Source organism: Thermoanaerobacter sp. YS13, from assembly GCF_000806225.2.
Lineage (GTDB): Bacteria > Bacillota > Thermoanaerobacteria > Thermoanaerobacterales > Thermoanaerobacteraceae > Thermoanaerobacter > Thermoanaerobacter uzonensis.
Map to the genome: position 1 here is coordinate 588700 of NZ_JOOI01000001.1, position 17421 is coordinate 606120.

A 17421-nucleotide genomic window follows, 5' to 3' on the forward strand; every position below is an offset into this window, starting at 1 on the left:
TACACCCCTTTAGATAGTTTAATATTAACACATTTTTCACAATGCTTCAAGAATTAATTCAAAATTTTTATTAAATTCATTTAACTTCTTTTTGATAATCACATTCTGGATTAGAGCATTTTAGTATATGACCATTCTTTGTATTTTTTTCTACTAACAGGCTACCACAAACAGGACATTTTTCATCAACAGGTTTATCCCACAATATAAAATCGCAATTAGGTGCATTTTCGCAAGCGTAATAATTTTGCCCTTTTTTACTTTTTTTCTTTACAATTTCTCCACCACATTTAGGACATTTCACACCAACCTTTTCGTATAAGGGTTTTGTATTTTTGCATTCAGGAAAACCAGAACAAGCAAGAAATTTCCCATATCTGCCTTTCTTTACCACCATATTTCTCCCACAAAGTTCACACTTAACGTCGGTTACTTCTACTTCTTCCTTAACATCTATTTCTTCCATTTGCTCTTCAGCAATTTTCAAAGTTTTATAAAAGTCCTCATAAAACTCTTCCACCACTTCATACCATTTCGCTTGACCTTCTTCAATCTTATCTAGCTGCTCTTCCATCTCAGCAGTAAATTTTACATCTACAATTTTTGAAAAGAACTCTTTTAATACGTCTGTCACAATAAAACCTAATTCTGTAGGTTTTAAATTCTTTTTATCTTTTACCACATATCCTCTTTCTAACAAAGTAGAGATAGTGGGAGCATAAGTGCTAGGACGACCTATTCCTCTTTCTTCCAATTCTTTAATCAAAGAAGCTTCTGTATATCGAGGCGGAGGCTGGGTAAAATGTTGCATTGGCTTTAATTCCTCTAAAAACAATTTGGTTCCTTCTTGAAGCACAGGTACAGTTTTTTCTTCCTCTTCTTGCATATCTGTTCCTTCTACATACACTGTCATAAAACCTAAAAATTTAATGCTAGAACCAGAGGCTTTAAAAACATATCCATTATTTACTATGTCCATAGAAACAGTATCGTAAATTGCAGGTGCCATTTGACTTGCTAGGAATCTACTCCAAACTAGTTTGTACAATTTATATTGGTCTGGTGTTAGGGAATCTTTTATACTTTCCGGATCCCTATAAATAGAAGTAGGTCTTATAGCCTCGTGAGCATCCTGCACATTGGCTCTTTTAGACGCATAATTTGCTTCAGGATTAGAATACTCTTTTCCAAACTTTTCAACTATGTATTTATAGACTTCAGCCTTAGCCTCATTTGCGACTCTTGTAGAATCAGTTCTTATATAAGTAATAAGACCTACGCTGCCTTCTCCTTTGATTTCTACCCCCTCATATAATTGTTGTGCAATTAACATAGTTTTTTTTGCAGTAAATCCCAATTTTCTCGAAGCCTCTTGTTGTAAAGTACTAGTGATAAAAGGTGGAGAAGGGTTCCTCTTTTTGACACCTATTTTTACTTTATCTATAATGTATTCTTCAGACAATGCTGCTAATATTTTGTCTACATCTTCTTTTGTCTTTAACTCAACTTTATCCTCTTTGGTACCGTAGAATTTTGCCTCAAATTTGCCAGAGTTTTTCTCATCAGAGAAAATCGCGGTAATACTCCAATACTCCTCTGGCACAAAAGCTTCTATTTCTCTTTCTCTGTCGCAGATAAGCCTAGCTGCTACAGATTGAACTCTGCCTGCACTTAATCCCCTCTTTATTTTTTTCCAAAGAAGGGGACTTATCTTATATCCTACTAATCTATCAAGAATTCTCCTTGCTTGTTGCGCATCTACTAAATTTAAATCTATAGAGCGGGGGCTTTTAAGAGCAGTTTGCACTGCATTTTTTGTGATCTCGTGAAATTCTATGCGACAAGGCTCCTCAATATTCAAATTTAACAATTGGGCAATATGCCAGGAAATTGCTTCTCCTTCTCTGTCAGGGTCAGTGGCCAAAAAAATTTTATCTGCATCCTTTGCTTCTTTTTTTAAATTCTCTATAATAGTCCCTTTTCCACGAATAGTTATGTACTTAGGAGCAAAATTATTTTCAATATCGATACCTAATTGACTTTTAGGCAAATCCCTCACATGTCCCATGGAAGCTGCTACTTTAAAATTTTTGCCTAAAAATTTAGAGATGGTCTTAGCTTTAGCTGGAGATTCCACAATAACTAGAGATTTTGCCATTTCTACACCTCCAAAACAATTTATAATTATATCAAAGTTTTTGACAATTATCAAAATATTTTTTTCTCATATTTATTGCCAGGAAGTTTTTCAATCATACCTTTTAACATTAAAGAAGATAAAATTGCATTAACTTTTGAGATTTTTATTTTCACATAGCCTGCTATTTCTTCTATATCTCTTGGAGCTTCACAAATAAAATCGTACACTTCTTTCTCTTCCTCCGTCAGAGAAGACATAAGATTTTCCTCAATCTTTTGTTGTACATCCTCTCTTAAATTAAATTCTTCTAAAATATCCTCAACACCAATTACAATTTTCGCACCTTGTTTTATGAGCTCATTTGTTCCTCTGCTATAAACACTCGTTATATTCCCAGGTACCGCAAAAACCTCTCTTCCTTGTTCTAAAGCAAATTGAGCCGTCAATAAAGATCCACTTTTTATTCCTGCTTCTATCACAACTACCCCAAGAGATAACCCACTTATGATTCTATTTCTCAGAGGAAAATTTTGTGGCAGCGGAGGAGCATCAAGAGGAAGCTCTGAAACCAGCAATCCCTCCTCACTAATTTGCTCCATCAACTTTTTATTTTCTCTTGGATAAACTATGTTTATGCCATTTCCCAAAACAGCAATAGTTTTTCCTCTTTCCTTCAACGCTCCTATATGAGAAAAACTATCAATTCCTCTTGCCATGCCACTTACAACTGTTATGCCTCTTTCTGATAGCTCATATGCTAATTTTTGTGCCACTTGTTTCCCATAAAAAGTAGCATTTCTTGAGCCCACCATGGCAATGCACAAATTATCTTTTAAATTTATATTCCCCTTCAAATATAAAACAGGAGGTGGGTCATAAATATTTTTTAATTCTTTCGGATATTCCTCCTCTTCTAATGTATATACACTCATTTTTAAATTTTGCAATCTTTCTATATAGTCAAAAGGGTTCAACTTCTGAGCTTCTATTATATTTTGTACTAATTTTCTATTTCCTATTGCTTTAAAAATATCAATTTCTTTTGCTTTATACACCTCTTCCGCAGTTTTGAAAAATTCCATCAATTGAACAAAACTTTTATACCCTATTCCTTTGACAGTACTTAACCATATTTTGAAAATCTTTTCTCTTTCCATAATTGCTCCCCTTTAACATCGTTTTCCCTAATTATCTTTATTATAATACATAACCTGTGATAAAATAAAGAAAAAAGAAAGGTGATACAATGTCAAACTTATACAACCTACGCCAACTAAAAAACTATTTATACCAAAATCCCTCTTGTGACTTTCAATCTCTCAGCTTAAATGAAGCAGCTAAAAAGTGGCTTGAAAAAGAAATAGAAAGAATAAATAACCTAAAATACTATGAAAACCAATTATATCAATTAAATTTAAACTTCATCGCTGGAGTAGACGAGGCGGGAAGAGGTCCTTTAGTAGGACCAGTAGTTGCCGCCTGTGTAATACTTCCTAAAGAAGTTTTCATCCCTGAGATAAATGACTCGAAAAAACTATCTGAAGCAAAAAGAGAAGTATTGTCAGAGGTAATAAAAAAAGTAGCTATCTCGTATGCCATTGGAATAGTTGATTGTGAAGAAATTGATAAAATAAACATATTAAATGCTACCTACAAAGCCATGCAGATTGCTATTTCAAAAATACAACAAAAAATTGATTACCTTTTAATAGATGCTATTACTATTCCTCAAATAGAGATAAATCAAAAAGCTATAGTAAAAGGAGATTCAAAAAGTATCTCTATAGCTGCCGCCTCTATACTGGCAAAGGTTGAAAGAGATAAAATGATGAAAGAATATCACAAAATCTATCCTCAGTATAATTTTGAAAAAAACAAAGGTTATGGTACAAAAGAACATATTGAAGCTTTAAAAAAATACGGTCCCTGTCCTATCCACAGAAAGACTTTCATCGAAAAAATTCTGAAAGGATGAAAAACATTGAACAAAAAAACAATAGGCAGCTTAGGAGAAAAAATAGCTGCCCAATATCTATTAAAATCAGGTTATAAAATTTTAGAGAAAAATTTTAAATGCAAAATTGGGGAAATAGATATAATAGCTCTATTCAAAAAAGAAATAGTTTTTATAGAGGTAAAAACAAGAACCTCTACCTCTTTTGGAATTGGAAGTGAAGCTGTAAATTTTCATAAACAACAAAGAATATTGAAAATTGCCCAATTGTACTTGGCTTCAACAGAAAAATTTCGAAATTTTCAGCCTCGCTTCGACGTAATTGAGGTTTATTTAAATCCTGATACATTAGCCTTTGAAAAACTAAGTCATTTCCCCAACGCTTTTTCAATCTTTTAATATCAATCCCATCTTTTCTTTTACTTCTTTCAAAGTTTTTTCAGCAACAGCTTGAGCTCTTTCTGCCCCTTCCTTTAAAACCTTCAAAACATAATCTCTACTGAGGTCTTTATAATTTTTTTGTATAACAGTCAATTTATCTATTACAACTTCTGCTAATTCTTTCTTTAAAGTGCCATAACCTTCTCCTTTAAATTTATTTACAACTTCTTCTATTTCCATACCTGTAAATAAACTGTAAATAGTCAAAAGGTTGCTGACTCCTGGTTTATTTTCCCAATCAAGCCTTATTTCAGTCTCAGAATCTGTTACTGCTCTCATTATTTTCTTTTTGATTGTAGAAGGCTCATCTAAAAGATTAATTCTGTTATTTTGGTCACTGTCACTTTTACTCATTTTTTTAGTAGGGTCAGTAAGGCTCATTATCCTCGCACCAAATTTTAATATCATAGGCTCGGGCACAACAAAAGTTTCACCAAATCTGTTATTAAAGCGCTGTGCAATGTCCCTTGTCAGTTCCAAATGCTGCTTTTGGTCTTCTCCTACAGGAACATAATCGGTATTATATAAAAGTATATCTGCTGCCATTAAATCAGGGTATGTAAAAAGTCCTACAGAAACTGTTTCTTTTCCTTTGCTCTTTTCTTTAAACTGAGTCATTCTGCTTAGCTCACCAAAATATGTCATACATTGTAAAAGCCATGCTAATTCTGCATGTGCAGAGACATGAGATTGAACAAAAAGGGTAACTTTCTTAGGATCTAAGCCTATTGCAAGGTAAAGACCCGCCAATTCAATAGTGTTTTCTTTTAATTTTATTGGATCTTGGGGTACTGTCAAAGCATGCAAATCCACTACACAAAAAAAACACTCATAGTCTTCTTGTAGCGCAACAAATTGCCTCATTGCTCCCAAGTAATTACCTATGTGAATGTCTCCAGAGGGTTGTACTCCTGAAAAAACTCTTTTCAAGCTATCAACTCCTTTTCAATTGAGTATTTTATGTCGTTTAGAAAAAATTATAAGAGAAAATTTCAGAATTTGCAATGAAATTTAAAATAATTCCCTCATAAATCCTTTTCCATGGACTTCGGCTACATCTAATATAGAGATAAAGGCATTTTCATCTATTTGGTGCACAATAAGCTTAAGCTGTGGAAGCTGTGTTAAAGACACAATAGAGTATAAAACCTTTTTACTCTCCTTAGTATAAGCTCCTTCTCCATGTAACAAAGTAACCCCCCTTTTTAATGTGGTCATTATCTCTTTACTCACTTCTTCTACTTTGTCAGTAACTATAAGTACCATTTTTTGTCTATTAAAACCTTTTATGGTTTTATCCACCATGTAGGAAGTAATGTACATCGAAACAAGAGTGTAAAGAGCACTGGTCAAACCAAAAAATATAGCTCCAATTGCTACGATAAAAAAGTTAACAATAAAAGAAATATGCCCAATTTCAAAATTATCATATTTCTTTTTTACAATTACAGAAATTATATCTAACCCGCCAGTTGACCCGTGATTACTAAAAACTATTCCCATACCTAAACCATTTAACACTCCGCCGTATAAACTCAAAAGTAATGGATCATTTATATGTAATATATTTTTTATCGCATAAGTAAGTACCAAAAACAAAGAAAGTGATACAGTACCTATAATAGTAAAAATTGTAAATCTTAAATTTACTTTTTTATAGCTCAAAATTAAAAGTGGGATGTTTAGCAAAAATATAGTGTATCCTGCAGGAAACTTGGTTAAATACTGTATAATAAGTGCAATACCAGAGACTCCTCCACTTAAAAGTTTAGCATGAACAATAAACATGTTAATACCAATGGAAGATAGTAGAGTCCCTATAAGAATAAAGAAAATATTTTTTATACTTTCCCTATTAAAAAAACTTGTTATCTCCAAAGCTAACACCTTCTTATTACATTTGAAACTTAGTTACTTAACATAAAATTTTTATTGTAATTTTTATTTATACCAATATATGCTATCAACTATTCTATACTGTAATGCTTCTGCTACATGCTCAAACTTAATATTTTCTGCACCTTCTAAATCAGCAATTGTACGAGCAACTTTTAAAATTTTATTATATCCTCTTGCACTTAAATAAAACTTCTCGAAAGCCTCATTTAAAAATTTTTTAGTATCTTCATCAAGTTTGCAATATTTTTTTAACATATTCCCTTTTAATTGTGAATTAAAGTATATACCAGTACCTTTATACCTTTTAAGTTGCATTTCTCTCGCTTTTATAACTCGTTCGCGAATTTTCTTGGAACTTTCCGATGGCGTTTCTTCTTCGAAATATTTATCTTTTTTAAGAGGTTTTACCTCCACATGTAAATCAATTCTATCTAACAAAGGTCCTGAAATTTTATTTTGGTATCTTCTTATTTCATTTACACTACAATGGCACTCATGAGTATCATCGCCATAATAGCCACAAGGGCAAGGATTCATGGATAAAATTAAAATAAATTTACTTGGATAACTAAAGCTACCATTTACACGGGTAATTGTAACCACTTCATCTTCTAACGGCTGCCTTAAAACTTCTATTGCATCTTTTTTAAATTCAGGAATCTCATCTAAAAATAACACTCCATAGTGGGCAAGGGATACTTCCCCAGGCTTAGGATATTTTCCTCCCCCAACTAAAGCAACTGTAGAGATAGTATGATGAGGAGCTCTAAAAGGTCGAATAGTGATAAGAGGTGTACCTTTTGGAAGCAATCCTGCTATACTGTATATCTTGCTTACTTCTAAAGCCTCTTCAAAACTTAACTGAGGAAGAATAGTAGGAAAACGCCTTGCCAGCATAGTTTTACCCGCTCCAGGAGGGCCAATCATTAGCACATTGTGGCCTCCGGCAGCGGCAATCTCAAGTACCCTTTTCGCATTTTCTTGTCCCTTTACTTCAGCAAAATCTATATCGTATTCTACATTATCAAAAAAACTATTAATATCTAAAGTAAAAGATTCTATTTCCCTATCTCCATTTAAAAATTCAACTACTTCTTTCAAATTTTTCATGGGATATACTTTTATCCCCTCAACAACTGCTGCCTCATGGGCATTTTCATAAGGAACAACAATAGAAGATATACCTTTTTCCTTTGCCCCTATTACCATTGGCAGTATACCATTTACACCTCTTAGGCTTCCGTCCAAAGAAAGTTCACCTACAAAGGCTATATCTTCCTTTTCCTCTTTTATCTCCTCTGTGCATTTTAAAATTCCTATTGCCAAAGGCAAATCAAAAGCAGTACCCTCTTTTTTAGTATCAGCTGGTGCCAAATTTACAGTAATTTTTTTGAGGGGAAATTCAAAACCACTGTTTTTAATAGCAGACCTTACTCTGTCTCTTGCTTCCTTAACTTCTGTATCGCCCAAGCCCACAATATCAAAAGAAGGAATTCCAGTTGATAAATCTACTTCCACCTCTACAACATAGGCATTTAACCCCAAGACTGCCATACTTTTTACTTTCGAAAGCATAAAAATCCCCCTTATGGTCTTTCCAGAGAAATCCTCCCCAATTTCCCTTTTCGAAAATCCTCCAACAAAATATGAGAAGTTTTTAATGTATCTACTTCTCCCCCTGCAAGTAAACAACCTCTTTTTTTACCTATTTCTTTTAAAAGTTCAAAATCCTTATCTACTATTTTATCAATTTTATAGCGGGACATCAAATAATTGGGATAATACTTTTTTAAGATTGCTACTAAATTTAATGCTATTTCTTCTATGTCCAATACTTCATCTTTTATAGCTCCAGTAATTGCTAACATAATTCCTACTTTTTTATCGTCAAATTTTGGCCAGAGTATGCCAGGAGTGTCCAAAAGGTCGAAATAAGGAGTTTTTATCCAATGCAAAGCCCTTGTCACCCCCGGCTTATCGCCAGTCTTTGCCCTTTTATTGCCAATTAATTTATTAATAAAAGTAGATTTACCTACATTTGGAACACCTACAATCATTCCTCTCAACCTTGGAATCATTCCTTTTTGCTTTTTTTCCTCCAAAATGTTTTGACAAACTCTGTTAGTTGCTTCATTTATCTCTTTAAGGCCAAATCCTGTAATTGAGTTAACTTTTACCGCTTCTATTTCCCTCTCCTTAAAATATTCTATCCATAAATCCGTAATTACATCATCAGCCAAATCAACTTTATTGAGAAGAATGATCCTTTTTTTATTTTTTACAATGTCATCAATATCTGGGTTTCTGCTGCTTTTAGGTATTCTCGCATCTACTATTTCATATACTACATCCACTAACTTAATGTTAGAAACTATCTCCTTTTTAGATTTTGCCATATGGCCAGGATACCACTGTATCATGTCCAATTCCTCCACATATTTAAAAAAGGGGTTTAACCCCTTTTTTACATTAATTCCTTTATCTTTGTAGCAGCTTTTCCTACTCTCTTTCTCAAATAATACAATTTTGCTCTTCTGACTTTACCTCTCCTTATAACCTCTATCTTTTCAATTCTTGGAGAGTGAAGTGGAAAAGTCCTTTCAACTCCAACGCCATAAGATACACGTCTTACAGTGAAAGTCTCTTTTAAACCTGATCCACTCTTTTTAATTACTATCCCTTCAAAAGGCTGAATTCTTTCCCTATCTCCTTCAATAACCTTATAATGTACCCTTATAGTATCTCCTACATTAAAAGGAGTTAAGTCTTTTCTCATCTGCTGGCTTTCAACTGCTTTTATTAGGTCCATTATCTTTCCCTCCTTCCACCTTCTAAATGTCAAACCCTTTTTCTCTTAAAAACTTTTTATCTTCTTCAGTCAAAACAGCCTTTTTAAGCAAATCAGGCCGTTTTAAAAGAGTTATCTCTAAAGACTTTTGCCTTCGCCATTTAGCTATTTCGGCATGATTACCACTTAGCAAAATTTCTGGCACCTTCATACCTCTAAAAAATTCTGGCCTTGTATACTGTGGATATTCCAATAAATTATTAGCAAAGGATTCTTCTATAGCGCTTTGAGGGTGTGAAAGTACTCCTTCAATAAGTCTTGTTACAACGTCAATGATAGCCATGGCGGCTATTTCTCCGCCTGTCAATATAAAATCTCCTAAAGAAATTTCTTCATCGATGACAGAATAGACTCTTTCATCTATTCCTTCATAGTGGCCACACAAAAAGGCTATCCTTTCTAATTTAGACATCTTAACCGCCATTTCCTGATTAAAAATTTTACCTTTAGGGCCAAGGTAATATACAGGGATATTTCCTAGACTTTTTACAAATTCAATTGCGTCAAAGAGAGGCTGAGGCATCATCACCATTCCTGGCCCGCCTCCATAAGGATAATCATCTACTCTTTTGTGTTTATCCTTTGAAAAATCTCTTATATTTATCAAATTAACTTTTATTTTCCCTTTTTCAATAGCCCTTTTCAATATACTATAGGATAAAACACTATCAAACATTTCAGGAAATAGGGTTAAAACATCAAAAATCATCATAGCCCCTCCAGAAGGTGGACCACCATTACTTTATTGTCAACATCAACTTTTTTGACCACTTCTTTTATAGCAGGAATTAGTATTTCCCTCTTCTCAGTTTTTATTACATACACATCATTTGCACCTGTCTTAAGTACCTCTACCAATGTACCCAAAAAACTTCCTTCTTCTGTATACACCTTCATCCCGACTAAATCTTTGATGAAGTACTCATTTTCTTCTAACTCCAAAGCATTTTGAGAGTTAACTTTTAAAAAGGCCCCTTTTAATTTTTCTGCATCGTCTCTAGTATCAATTCCTTTCAATTTTACACAAACTCTTTTAGATATAATTTTGACATATTCAATGTCATATTTATGGGGCCTTTGCTGGTCATCAAAAATCCATACATGCTCAAAGTCATAAAACCTTTCGGGAACATTGGTAAGAGGATATACTTTAACTTCGCCCTTAATGCCATGGGCAGAAGTAACCTTCCCTACATTATAGTAATCAGCCATACCACCACCTAGATTATCTCAACAATCACACGTTTCTTTTCTTTTAAGGCAGCAGCTTTAACCAATGTACGAATTGCTTGAGCAATCCTTCCCTGTTTCCCAATTATCTTTCCCATATCTTCGGGAGCAACTTTAAGCTCTATAATAACAGATTGCTGTCCTTCAATTTCATTAACTTCTACTGCATCAGGATTGTCAACTAACGCCTTAGCTATAGTTTTAACCAATTCTCCCATTATTACACCTCCTCACAAGAGAGGATTATTGAGATGCACTATTGCCAATTATACCTTCTTTTTTAAACAGTGACTTTACAGTATCTGAAGGTTGGGCACCAACACCAAGCCATTTTTTAGCCTTTTCAACATCTATTTTTATTTCAGCAGGCTGGGCTATAGGATTGTAATATCCTATCTCATCAATAAATCTTCCATCTCTTGGTGACTTTGAATCTGCTACTACTATCCTGTAAAAAGGTCTTTTCTTAGCCCCAAACCTTTTTAATCTTATTCTGACTGCCACTTTCTCACCTCCTTCAAAAGTTGCCCACCTTCCGATATCATCTAAAGAAAGGCAGCCTCATTTTACCTTTCTTTAGGTCTTTGTCAATATCAGCAAACTTCTTCATCATCTTTTTAGTTTCTTCAAACTGTTTTAAGAGGCTATTTACCTGTTGGATGGTGGTACCGCTGCCTTTAGCTATTCTTTTCTTTCTACTGCCATTTATAATAGAAGGGTTTTGCCTTTCTTCTTTAGTCATAGATTGAATAATTGCTTCTATCCTCTTTAAGTCTTTTTCTGAAATGTCTACATTTTTAAACAGGTTTTTGTTCATTCCAGGAATCATACTAAGAAGTTGGTCTAAAGGCCCCATATTTTTAAGACTCTGCAATTGTTCTAAAAAATCTTCCAGTGTAAACTGTTTTGTTAAAAGCTTTTGTCCTAACTCTTGTGCCTTTTTCTCATCAATTGCTGCTTGGGCCTTTTCAATTAAAGTCAAAACATCTCCCATTCCCAAAATACGAGAGGCCATTCTATCAGGATAAAAAGGCTCTAAATCTGTCAACTTTTCGCCTGTGCCCACATATTTTATAGGTTTTTGTGTAACAGCCCTAATAGAAAGGGCTGCTCCACCTCTCGTATCTCCATCCAATTTTGTCAATATAACTCCTGTTATATCTAACCTTTCATTAAAGGAAGACGCTACGTTTACTGCGTCTTGACCTGTCATAGCATCTACTACTAACAAAATTTCATCTGGTTGTACTGCCTTTTTTATATTTACAAGTTCCTCCATCAATTCTTCATCTATGTGAAGTCTACCCGCAGTATCTATGATAATTACGTCAGAGTTATGAGACCTTGCATAATCAATAGAAGCTTTTGCAATATCAACAGGGTTTGCTTTGTCCCCCATTGTAAAAACTGGTACATTTACATTAGCTCCTACAACCTGTAACTGCTTTATGGCAGCTGGTCTGACGACGTCACAGGCTACTAGGAGGGGATTTTTCCCCTGTTTCTTTAATAAGTTTGCCAATTTTCCACAAGCAGTTGTCTTTCCAGAACCTTGAAGTCCAACCATCATTATAACTGCAGGAATTTTATTCCCTATATTTAACCGGCTTTGTGTAGACCCCATAAGAGCTATAAGCTCATCATTGACTATCTTTATCACCTGTTGCCCCGGGGTCAGGCTTTCCATCACTTCTTGCCCCAAAGCTTTTTCTGTAACAGAGTTTATAAAGTCTTTTACTATCTTAAAGTTGACATCTGCTTCTAAAAGGGCAACTTTTACTTCCCTCATAGCTTCTTTTACATCTTTTTCTGTGAGTTTTCCTTTTCCTCTTAACTTTTTAAAGATTTCCTGCAGCCTTTCAGATAGGCTTTCAAAAGCCATTAAAATTTACCTCCTACAGATTTAGCTCCTCTATTTCATGAGCTATCTCCTCAATAATTTTTAAAATTTCTGGGTTTCTTTCTCTTTGCCGTATTATTTCAATGCCCTTTTTTATCTTATCCAGTCTATTCATTATTTCTTGATGTCTTTTTACTAACCCTAATTTTTCCTCAAAAAACTCTAACGAGCTTTCTGCTCTTTTTAAAGTGTCATAAACACCCTGTCGTGAAATATCCAAAAGTTCGGAAATTTCTCCAAGAGAATAATCATTTAAATAGTACATCTCAAAAATTTCCCTTTGCTTATCTGTAAGCAAAGCACCATAAAAATCATACAAAAGAGTCATAAATAAAAAATCATCATCCACAAAAATCCCACCCGTTAAGGTCCTAACCTTTACATTAAGATTTTATATGAAGGGCTGCTTTTTGTCAAGCTGTGTTTTTTCATTTTTTTGCGATTTAATTTACTGAAAAATAGCAGAAACGAAAGATTTTGCATCAAAAGCTTGCAAATCCTCTATTCCTTCCCCAATTCCTATATATCTTATGGGTACATTTAATTCTGATTTTATAGCTACCACAATTCCACCCTTTGCCGTTCCATCTAATTTGGTAAGTACAATCCCGGTTATATCAGAAACTTCTTTAAATATTTTCGCCTGTTGAAGAGCATTTTGCCCAGTTGTAGCATCTAAAACTAAAAAGGTTTCTACTCTCGCTTCAGGATATTCCCTATCTATAACTCTGCGAATTTTCCTCAATTCCTCCATCAGATTCTTTTTATTATGCAGTCTGCCTGCAGTATCACAAATAAGTATATCTATTCCCCTGGCTTTTGAGGCTTGAATGCCATCAAAAATAACAGAAGCTGGATCTGAGCCTTCTTGGTGTTTGATAATTGGACAGTTAATTCTCTCTGCCCATATTTCTAACTGGTCAATAGCTGCAGCTCTAAAAGTATCACCTGCTGCTAGCATAACTTTTCTGCCTTCTTTTTTGTACAAATAAGCTAATTTTCCAATTGTAGTAGTCTTTCCTACTCCATTTACTCCTACTACCAATATCACCATAGGAGAAGTCAAGGTAAAAGGTTCTACATCCTTTTGCAAAATTTCATAAACTTCTTCAGCTAAAAGTTCTTTTATTTGAGAGGCATCATAATTCTTTCTTTCTTTTGCCTTTTGACGTATTCCTTCTATAATCTTAGAAGTAGTACTAATACCTATATCAGCTAAAATTAAAATCTCTTCTAATTCTTCCAAAAGTTCTTCGTCAATTTTTCTACCTATTGTAACAATACTATCTATTTTAGAAGTCAAATTTTCCCTTGTTTTTAAAAGTCCTTCTTTAATCTTTTGAAAAAAACCTTTTTTTTCTTCAGCAGTTTCTGATTCTTTTTTAGATTTGTCAAAAAAATTAAGCATGTTTTATCAAGCCTCCTATTTTGTCGTCAGTATTTAGTTTAAGGGATAACAATTTGGAAACTCCTTTTTCTTGCATTGTTACACCGTATATCGCATCTGCTACCATCATTGTACCTTTTCTGTGGCTTACAACTATAAACTGAGTATCTTTTGACAATTCTTTCAGAAACTCAGCAAATCTCTCCACATTTGCATCATCTAATGCTGCATCTATCTCATCCAATATACAAAAAGGAGTAGGTTTTATACTTAGCATTGCAAATAAAAGGGAAATAGCAACTAATGCCTTTTCTCCTCCTGAAAGAAGAGAAAGGGTTTGCAATTTCTTTCCTGGGGGCTGTGCTTTAATTTCTATGCCTGTTTCTAAAAGATTGTCTTCATCAGTAAGTATTAACTCTGCATTACCCCCTCCAAAAAGTCGCCTAAACGTCTCCTTAAATTGAATCTGTAGGATTTCAAAACCATCTTTAAATTTTGTTTTGATAATTTTATTTGCTTCTTCGATTACAGAAATCAAAGATTCCTTTGCCTTTATAATATCTTCAATCTGAGATTTTAAAAAATCATACCTTTCCTTTACTTCTTTATATTCTTCAATAGCATCCATATTCACATTACCTAATTCTTTTATAGCCTTTGCCAAATGATCTACTCTTTGTCGTAATTTTGGAATCTCGCCTTCTTCAGCTTCTTCAAAAGCTCTGTCTAAGGTCAATTCATATTCTTCCCAAAGCCTATTTTTGATATTGTCAATCTCCATCTGAAATCTTTGCATTTCCATTTCTATCTTATGAAATTCTTCATTTATATTAGTAAATTCTTGTTGTAAAATCGAAAATTTTTCTTTACGCTTTTTTAAATCCTCTTCTTCTTGGAAAATATTATCTTCTAAAGAAGAAATATCTTTTTGAATTTTTTCTACTTCTTGCTGTAATTTATATATTTCTCCCTGCAACTTTTCCCTATCTGAACTCAAATTGACCTTTACGCTTTCTATTTCTTTAATATTCTTTTCCTTCTCTACTATATTGTTTTTTTCTCTATCAAATTCTTGCCGTTTATCTTTTAAGTTATGAAGTTCATTCTGGAGCTTTTGTTCGATTTTAGCTATTTCAATTTTCAAAGCAGTGATTTCTTTATCTAAAATTGCCAAATTTTCCTCTTCTTTATTATTTTTTTCTTTAAAGCCATTGATCAAAGCATCCAATCGTTCTTTTTCTTTTTCTAAGCTTTTTAACTCTTTTAAAAACCGGTCAATTTCTTGTTGATAATTTCTAACATTTCCCTTTAATTCATCAATTTCTAAAGTATAATTTTCTAGTTGATTTAATAAATTTCCTATTTCTTTTTCTAATGAAATCTTCCTTTGATCATTAGAAGTTATATTGTAACTAATATCAGAAATTTCTTTGTTCAATAATTCTATCTGCTCCTCTTCATGAATTTTATCATTTATTTTTTGACCGATTTCTTCCCCTAATATTTCTTGTCGATTTTTTAAACTATCAATTTCTTTTTTCAGTTTAGTTATCTCTTCTTTTCTTTTAAAGATGCTTTGAAGTTTAGGTTTTAAACTGCCACCGGTTATTGCACCCCCTGGATTTATAACTTCTCCTTCTAATGTTACAATTTTATAAGCTTGATTATATTTTTTAGATAACCTCACTGCATTTTCAATGGTCTCTACCACAATAACACGGCCTAGCAAAAAATTAAAAATTTCTTCTAAATTATCGTTATACTTTATTAGCTTAGAAGCAACTCCAATTACGCCTTTCTCAATCAAAATATTGCTTTCCTGTTGAGAAAGCCCCCTCCCACGAATTAAATCAAGAGGCAAAAAAGTAGCTCTTCCTAAATCTTTTTGTTTTAACCTTTCAATTATTTCCGCTACTCCCTCAGAAGATTTTATAACTATATTCTGTATACTTGAGCCTAAGGCTACCTCAATTGCCGTGCTATACGTATTTTCAACCTCTAAAAGTTCCCCCACTACTCCTATTATGTTTTCTCTAAAAGAAGGAATATTTTCAGAGAGTTTTAACAAGTTACGCACAGTTCCACTATAGCCTTCGTAATTTTTATCCATTTCCTCTAAAATAGAAAGTCGTGACCTTTTTCGTTCAATTTCTTCTTTAATAACTTTTAAAGTATCTTCCCTCAAAATCAGCTCATTATCAATTTTTTGCAAAGCTTTCTGTTTAATAAACTTTTGCTGATTCTTTTTATCCAGTTTTTTTTGTAAAATTTGTAATTCTTCAACAATTTTATTTTTTTCTTTATCCAAAATTTCTATTCGATTTTGAATTTCCTCTATATGCTTTTTTAAATTTTTCTGCCTACTTATTGCCTCTTCCTTTAGAGAATTGTTCAAAGACAATTTTCCTTTCACATCTGCTATGCTATTTAAAATTTCAATTATATCTTCCTTAGCTTTTTCAACTTCTTCTATCTCATTCTTTTGTTTCTTTTGCAAACTTACATATTCTTCTTGAAATTGTCTTAACTTCTCTTCCAATTCTTCCTTGTTTTCATGTAAAAGGGCTACATTAGACTCTATCTTTTTAAGTTCTTCTTTTAAAACTTCTTCCCGTTTTGCAGCCTTTTCTAACTCATCCCTGTAAAGCTCTGTGGTTTCTTCTAAATTTCTAAGCTTCTCTATTGTTAATTCCCTTTTTCCTGAGACTATCTCTATCTCTCTTAACTTATTGTGATATTCCTCTTTTTTACTGTCCAATTGCTGTTTTAAGTCATGAATTTCTTTTTCTTTATATAACAAATTCTCCTCTTGATTGATTTTATGTATTTTTTTTACGTCTAATTGACTTTTTAAGTTCTCATATTTTCCTTTTAAAGCATCGTACTGATTCATAGACCTCTTTGCTAATTGAATATATAAACTTATATCTGCTTTTCTTTTTTCCTTGTGGAGTTTTAAAAACTCTTCTGCCTTGCTTTTTTGTGTTTCCAAAGTAGTAAGCTGCTTCTCTAGTTCTACAACTATATCGTTTAAACGAAGTAGATTATCATTAGCTGCTGTGAGTTTCCTTTCTGCTTCTTCTTTTTTATATCTGTGCTTTGAAATACCTATTGCTTCCTCAAAAATTTGCCTTCTGTCTTCTGGTCTTGAAGATAGGATTTCGTCTATTCTCCCTTGTCCTATTATTGAGTAGCCTTCTTTTCCTACTCCTGTATCTAAAAAAAGCTCGTATATGTCCTTAAGACGGCAAGGAGTTTTATTTATAAAAAACTCACTTTCGCCAGATCTAAAAATTTTTCTGGTAATAACTACTTCTGTATAATCAAAAGGAAGATAACCATCGGAATTATCAAGGGTGAGATTTATTTCACAAAAACCTAAAGGTTTTCTATTCTCGCTACCTGCAAAAATTACATCCTCTAACTTAGAACCTCTTAAACTTTTGATACTTTGTTCTCCCAGAACTAATCTAATAGCATCAGAAATATTACTTTTGCCACTTCCATTTGGACCTACAATTGCTGTTACACCTTTTTCAAAATTAAGAGTTACTTTATCTGCAAAAGATTTAAAGCCTTGAAGTTCAAGTTTCTTAAGGTACATACCACCACTCCTTATGCA

The 17421-nt window shown here is 33.2% G+C and carries 17 protein-coding genes; 2 read left to right on the forward strand and 15 right to left on the reverse strand.

The window, feature by feature from the left end; all coding sequences use genetic code 11:
* Positions 1–76: 76 nt before the first annotated feature.
* Together topA and dprA are read right to left on the reverse strand one after the other, a co-directional pair.
* Positions 77–2158, reverse strand: a complete 2082-nt coding sequence (gene topA / locus THYS13_RS03060; RefSeq protein ID WP_042833103.1) for a type I DNA topoisomerase — start codon at positions 2156–2158, stop codon at positions 77–79.
* Between the two features lie 50 nt (positions 2159–2208).
* On the reverse strand, positions 2209–3297 hold the full coding sequence (gene dprA, locus THYS13_RS03065; protein WP_042833104.1) for a DNA-processing protein DprA: 1089 nt from the start codon (positions 3295–3297) through the stop codon (positions 2209–2211).
* 89 nt (positions 3298–3386) lie between these two features.
* Here dprA and THYS13_RS03070 point away from each other — a divergent pair, with 89 nt between their 5' ends.
* A complete protein-coding gene (locus THYS13_RS03070; protein WP_042833105.1) occupies positions 3387–4115 on the forward strand; it encodes a ribonuclease HII in 729 nt (242 codons plus the stop codon).
* A gap of 6 nt (positions 4116–4121) precedes the next feature.
* Positions 4122–4493, forward strand: coding sequence for a YraN family protein (locus tag THYS13_RS03075; RefSeq protein ID WP_042833106.1), 372 nt, complete (start codon positions 4122–4124; stop codon positions 4491–4493).
* Here THYS13_RS03075 and trpS read toward each other — a convergent pair.
* The 13 genes from trpS to smc all read right to left on the reverse strand — a co-directional run bounded on the left by trpS (position 4482) and on the right by smc (position 17403).
* Complete coding sequence (gene trpS, locus THYS13_RS03080; RefSeq protein WP_042833107.1) at positions 4482–5465, reverse strand: tryptophan--tRNA ligase; 984 nt, start codon at positions 5463–5465, stop codon at positions 4482–4484. The genes THYS13_RS03075 and trpS overlap by 12 nt on opposite strands.
* A gap of 81 nt (positions 5466–5546) precedes the next feature.
* A complete protein-coding gene (locus THYS13_RS03085; RefSeq protein WP_042833108.1) occupies positions 5547–6413 on the reverse strand; it encodes a YitT family protein in 867 nt (288 codons plus the stop codon).
* 63 nt (positions 6414–6476) lie between these two features.
* A complete protein-coding gene (locus THYS13_RS03090) occupies positions 6477–8009 on the reverse strand; it encodes a YifB family Mg chelatase-like AAA ATPase (protein WP_042833109.1) in 1533 nt (510 codons plus the stop codon).
* A gap of 11 nt (positions 8010–8020) precedes the next feature.
* A complete protein-coding gene (gene ylqF, locus THYS13_RS03095) occupies positions 8021–8854 on the reverse strand; it encodes a ribosome biogenesis GTPase YlqF (protein ID WP_042833110.1) in 834 nt (277 codons plus the stop codon).
* A 44-nt stretch (positions 8855–8898) separates the two neighbouring features.
* Entirely contained in the window at positions 8899–9243 is a 345-nt protein-coding gene (gene rplS, locus THYS13_RS03100) for a 50S ribosomal protein L19 (RefSeq protein ID WP_042833111.1), read from the reverse strand.
* Between the two features lie 22 nt (positions 9244–9265).
* The gene (trmD, locus tag THYS13_RS03105; protein ID WP_042833112.1) at positions 9266–9991 is read right to left on the reverse strand and encodes a tRNA (guanosine(37)-N1)-methyltransferase TrmD; all 726 of its coding nucleotides are present in this window, start codon (positions 9989–9991) and stop codon (positions 9266–9268) included.
* Positions 9991–10494, reverse strand: coding sequence for a ribosome maturation factor RimM (gene rimM / locus THYS13_RS03110; protein WP_042833113.1), 504 nt, complete (start codon positions 10492–10494; stop codon positions 9991–9993). The genes trmD and rimM overlap by 1 nt, the downstream gene beginning before the upstream one ends.
* 8 nt (positions 10495–10502) lie before the next feature.
* The gene (locus THYS13_RS03115) at positions 10503–10730 is read right to left on the reverse strand and encodes a KH domain-containing protein (protein ID WP_042833114.1); all 228 of its coding nucleotides are present in this window, start codon (positions 10728–10730) and stop codon (positions 10503–10505) included.
* Between the two features lie 25 nt (positions 10731–10755).
* Complete coding sequence (gene rpsP / locus THYS13_RS03120; protein WP_042833115.1) at positions 10756–11016, reverse strand: 30S ribosomal protein S16; 261 nt, start codon at positions 11014–11016, stop codon at positions 10756–10758.
* 37 nt (positions 11017–11053) lie between these two features.
* Complete coding sequence (gene ffh, locus THYS13_RS03125; RefSeq protein WP_042833116.1) at positions 11054–12394, reverse strand: signal recognition particle protein; 1341 nt, start codon at positions 12392–12394, stop codon at positions 11054–11056.
* Between the two features lie 13 nt (positions 12395–12407).
* Positions 12408–12761 (reverse strand): putative DNA-binding protein, encoded by a 354-nt coding sequence (locus tag THYS13_RS03130; RefSeq protein ID WP_042833117.1) that lies wholly within the window; start codon positions 12759–12761, stop codon positions 12408–12410.
* 99 nt (positions 12762–12860) lie between these two features.
* Positions 12861–13820: a signal recognition particle-docking protein FtsY gene (gene ftsY, locus THYS13_RS03135; RefSeq protein WP_042833118.1), complete on the reverse strand. Its 960-nt coding sequence runs from the start codon at positions 13818–13820 to the stop codon at positions 12861–12863.
* Complete coding sequence (gene smc, locus THYS13_RS03140; protein WP_042833119.1) at positions 13813–17403, reverse strand: chromosome segregation protein SMC; 3591 nt, start codon at positions 17401–17403, stop codon at positions 13813–13815. Before smc ends, ftsY begins: the two co-directional genes overlap by 8 nt.
* Positions 17404–17421 lie beyond the last annotated feature (18 nt).

Coding starts and splice junctions, on each gene's coding strand:
- topA (WP_042833103.1), bottom strand. CDS start 2,158: ATGGCAAAATCTCTAGTTATTGTGGAATCTCCAGCTAAAGCTAAGACC.
- dprA (WP_042833104.1), bottom strand. CDS start 3,297: ATGGAAAGAGAAAAGATTTTCAAAATATGGTTAAGTACTGTCAAAGGA.
- THYS13_RS03070 (WP_042833105.1), top strand. CDS start 3,387: ATGTCAAACTTATACAACCTACGCCAACTAAAAAACTATTTATACCAA.
- THYS13_RS03090 (WP_042833109.1), bottom strand. CDS start 8,009: ATGCTTTCGAAAGTAAAAAGTATGGCAGTCTTGGGGTTAAATGCCTAT.
- ylqF (WP_042833110.1), bottom strand. CDS start 8,854: ATGATACAGTGGTATCCTGGCCATATGGCAAAATCTAAAAAGGAGATA.
- rplS (WP_042833111.1), bottom strand. CDS start 9,243: ATGGACCTAATAAAAGCAGTTGAAAGCCAGCAGATGAGAAAAGACTTA.
- trmD (WP_042833112.1), bottom strand. CDS start 9,991: ATGATTTTTGATGTTTTAACCCTATTTCCTGAAATGTTTGATAGTGTT.
- rimM (WP_042833113.1), bottom strand. CDS start 10,494: ATGGCTGATTACTATAATGTAGGGAAGGTTACTTCTGCCCATGGCATT.
- THYS13_RS03115 (WP_042833114.1), bottom strand. CDS start 10,730: ATGGGAGAATTGGTTAAAACTATAGCTAAGGCGTTAGTTGACAATCCT.
- ffh (WP_042833116.1), bottom strand. CDS start 12,394: ATGGCTTTTGAAAGCCTATCTGAAAGGCTGCAGGAAATCTTTAAAAAG.
- ftsY (WP_042833118.1), bottom strand. CDS start 13,820: ATGCTTAATTTTTTTGACAAATCTAAAAAAGAATCAGAAACTGCTGAA.
- smc (WP_042833119.1), bottom strand. CDS start 17,403: ATGTACCTTAAGAAACTTGAACTTCAAGGCTTTAAATCTTTTGCAGAT.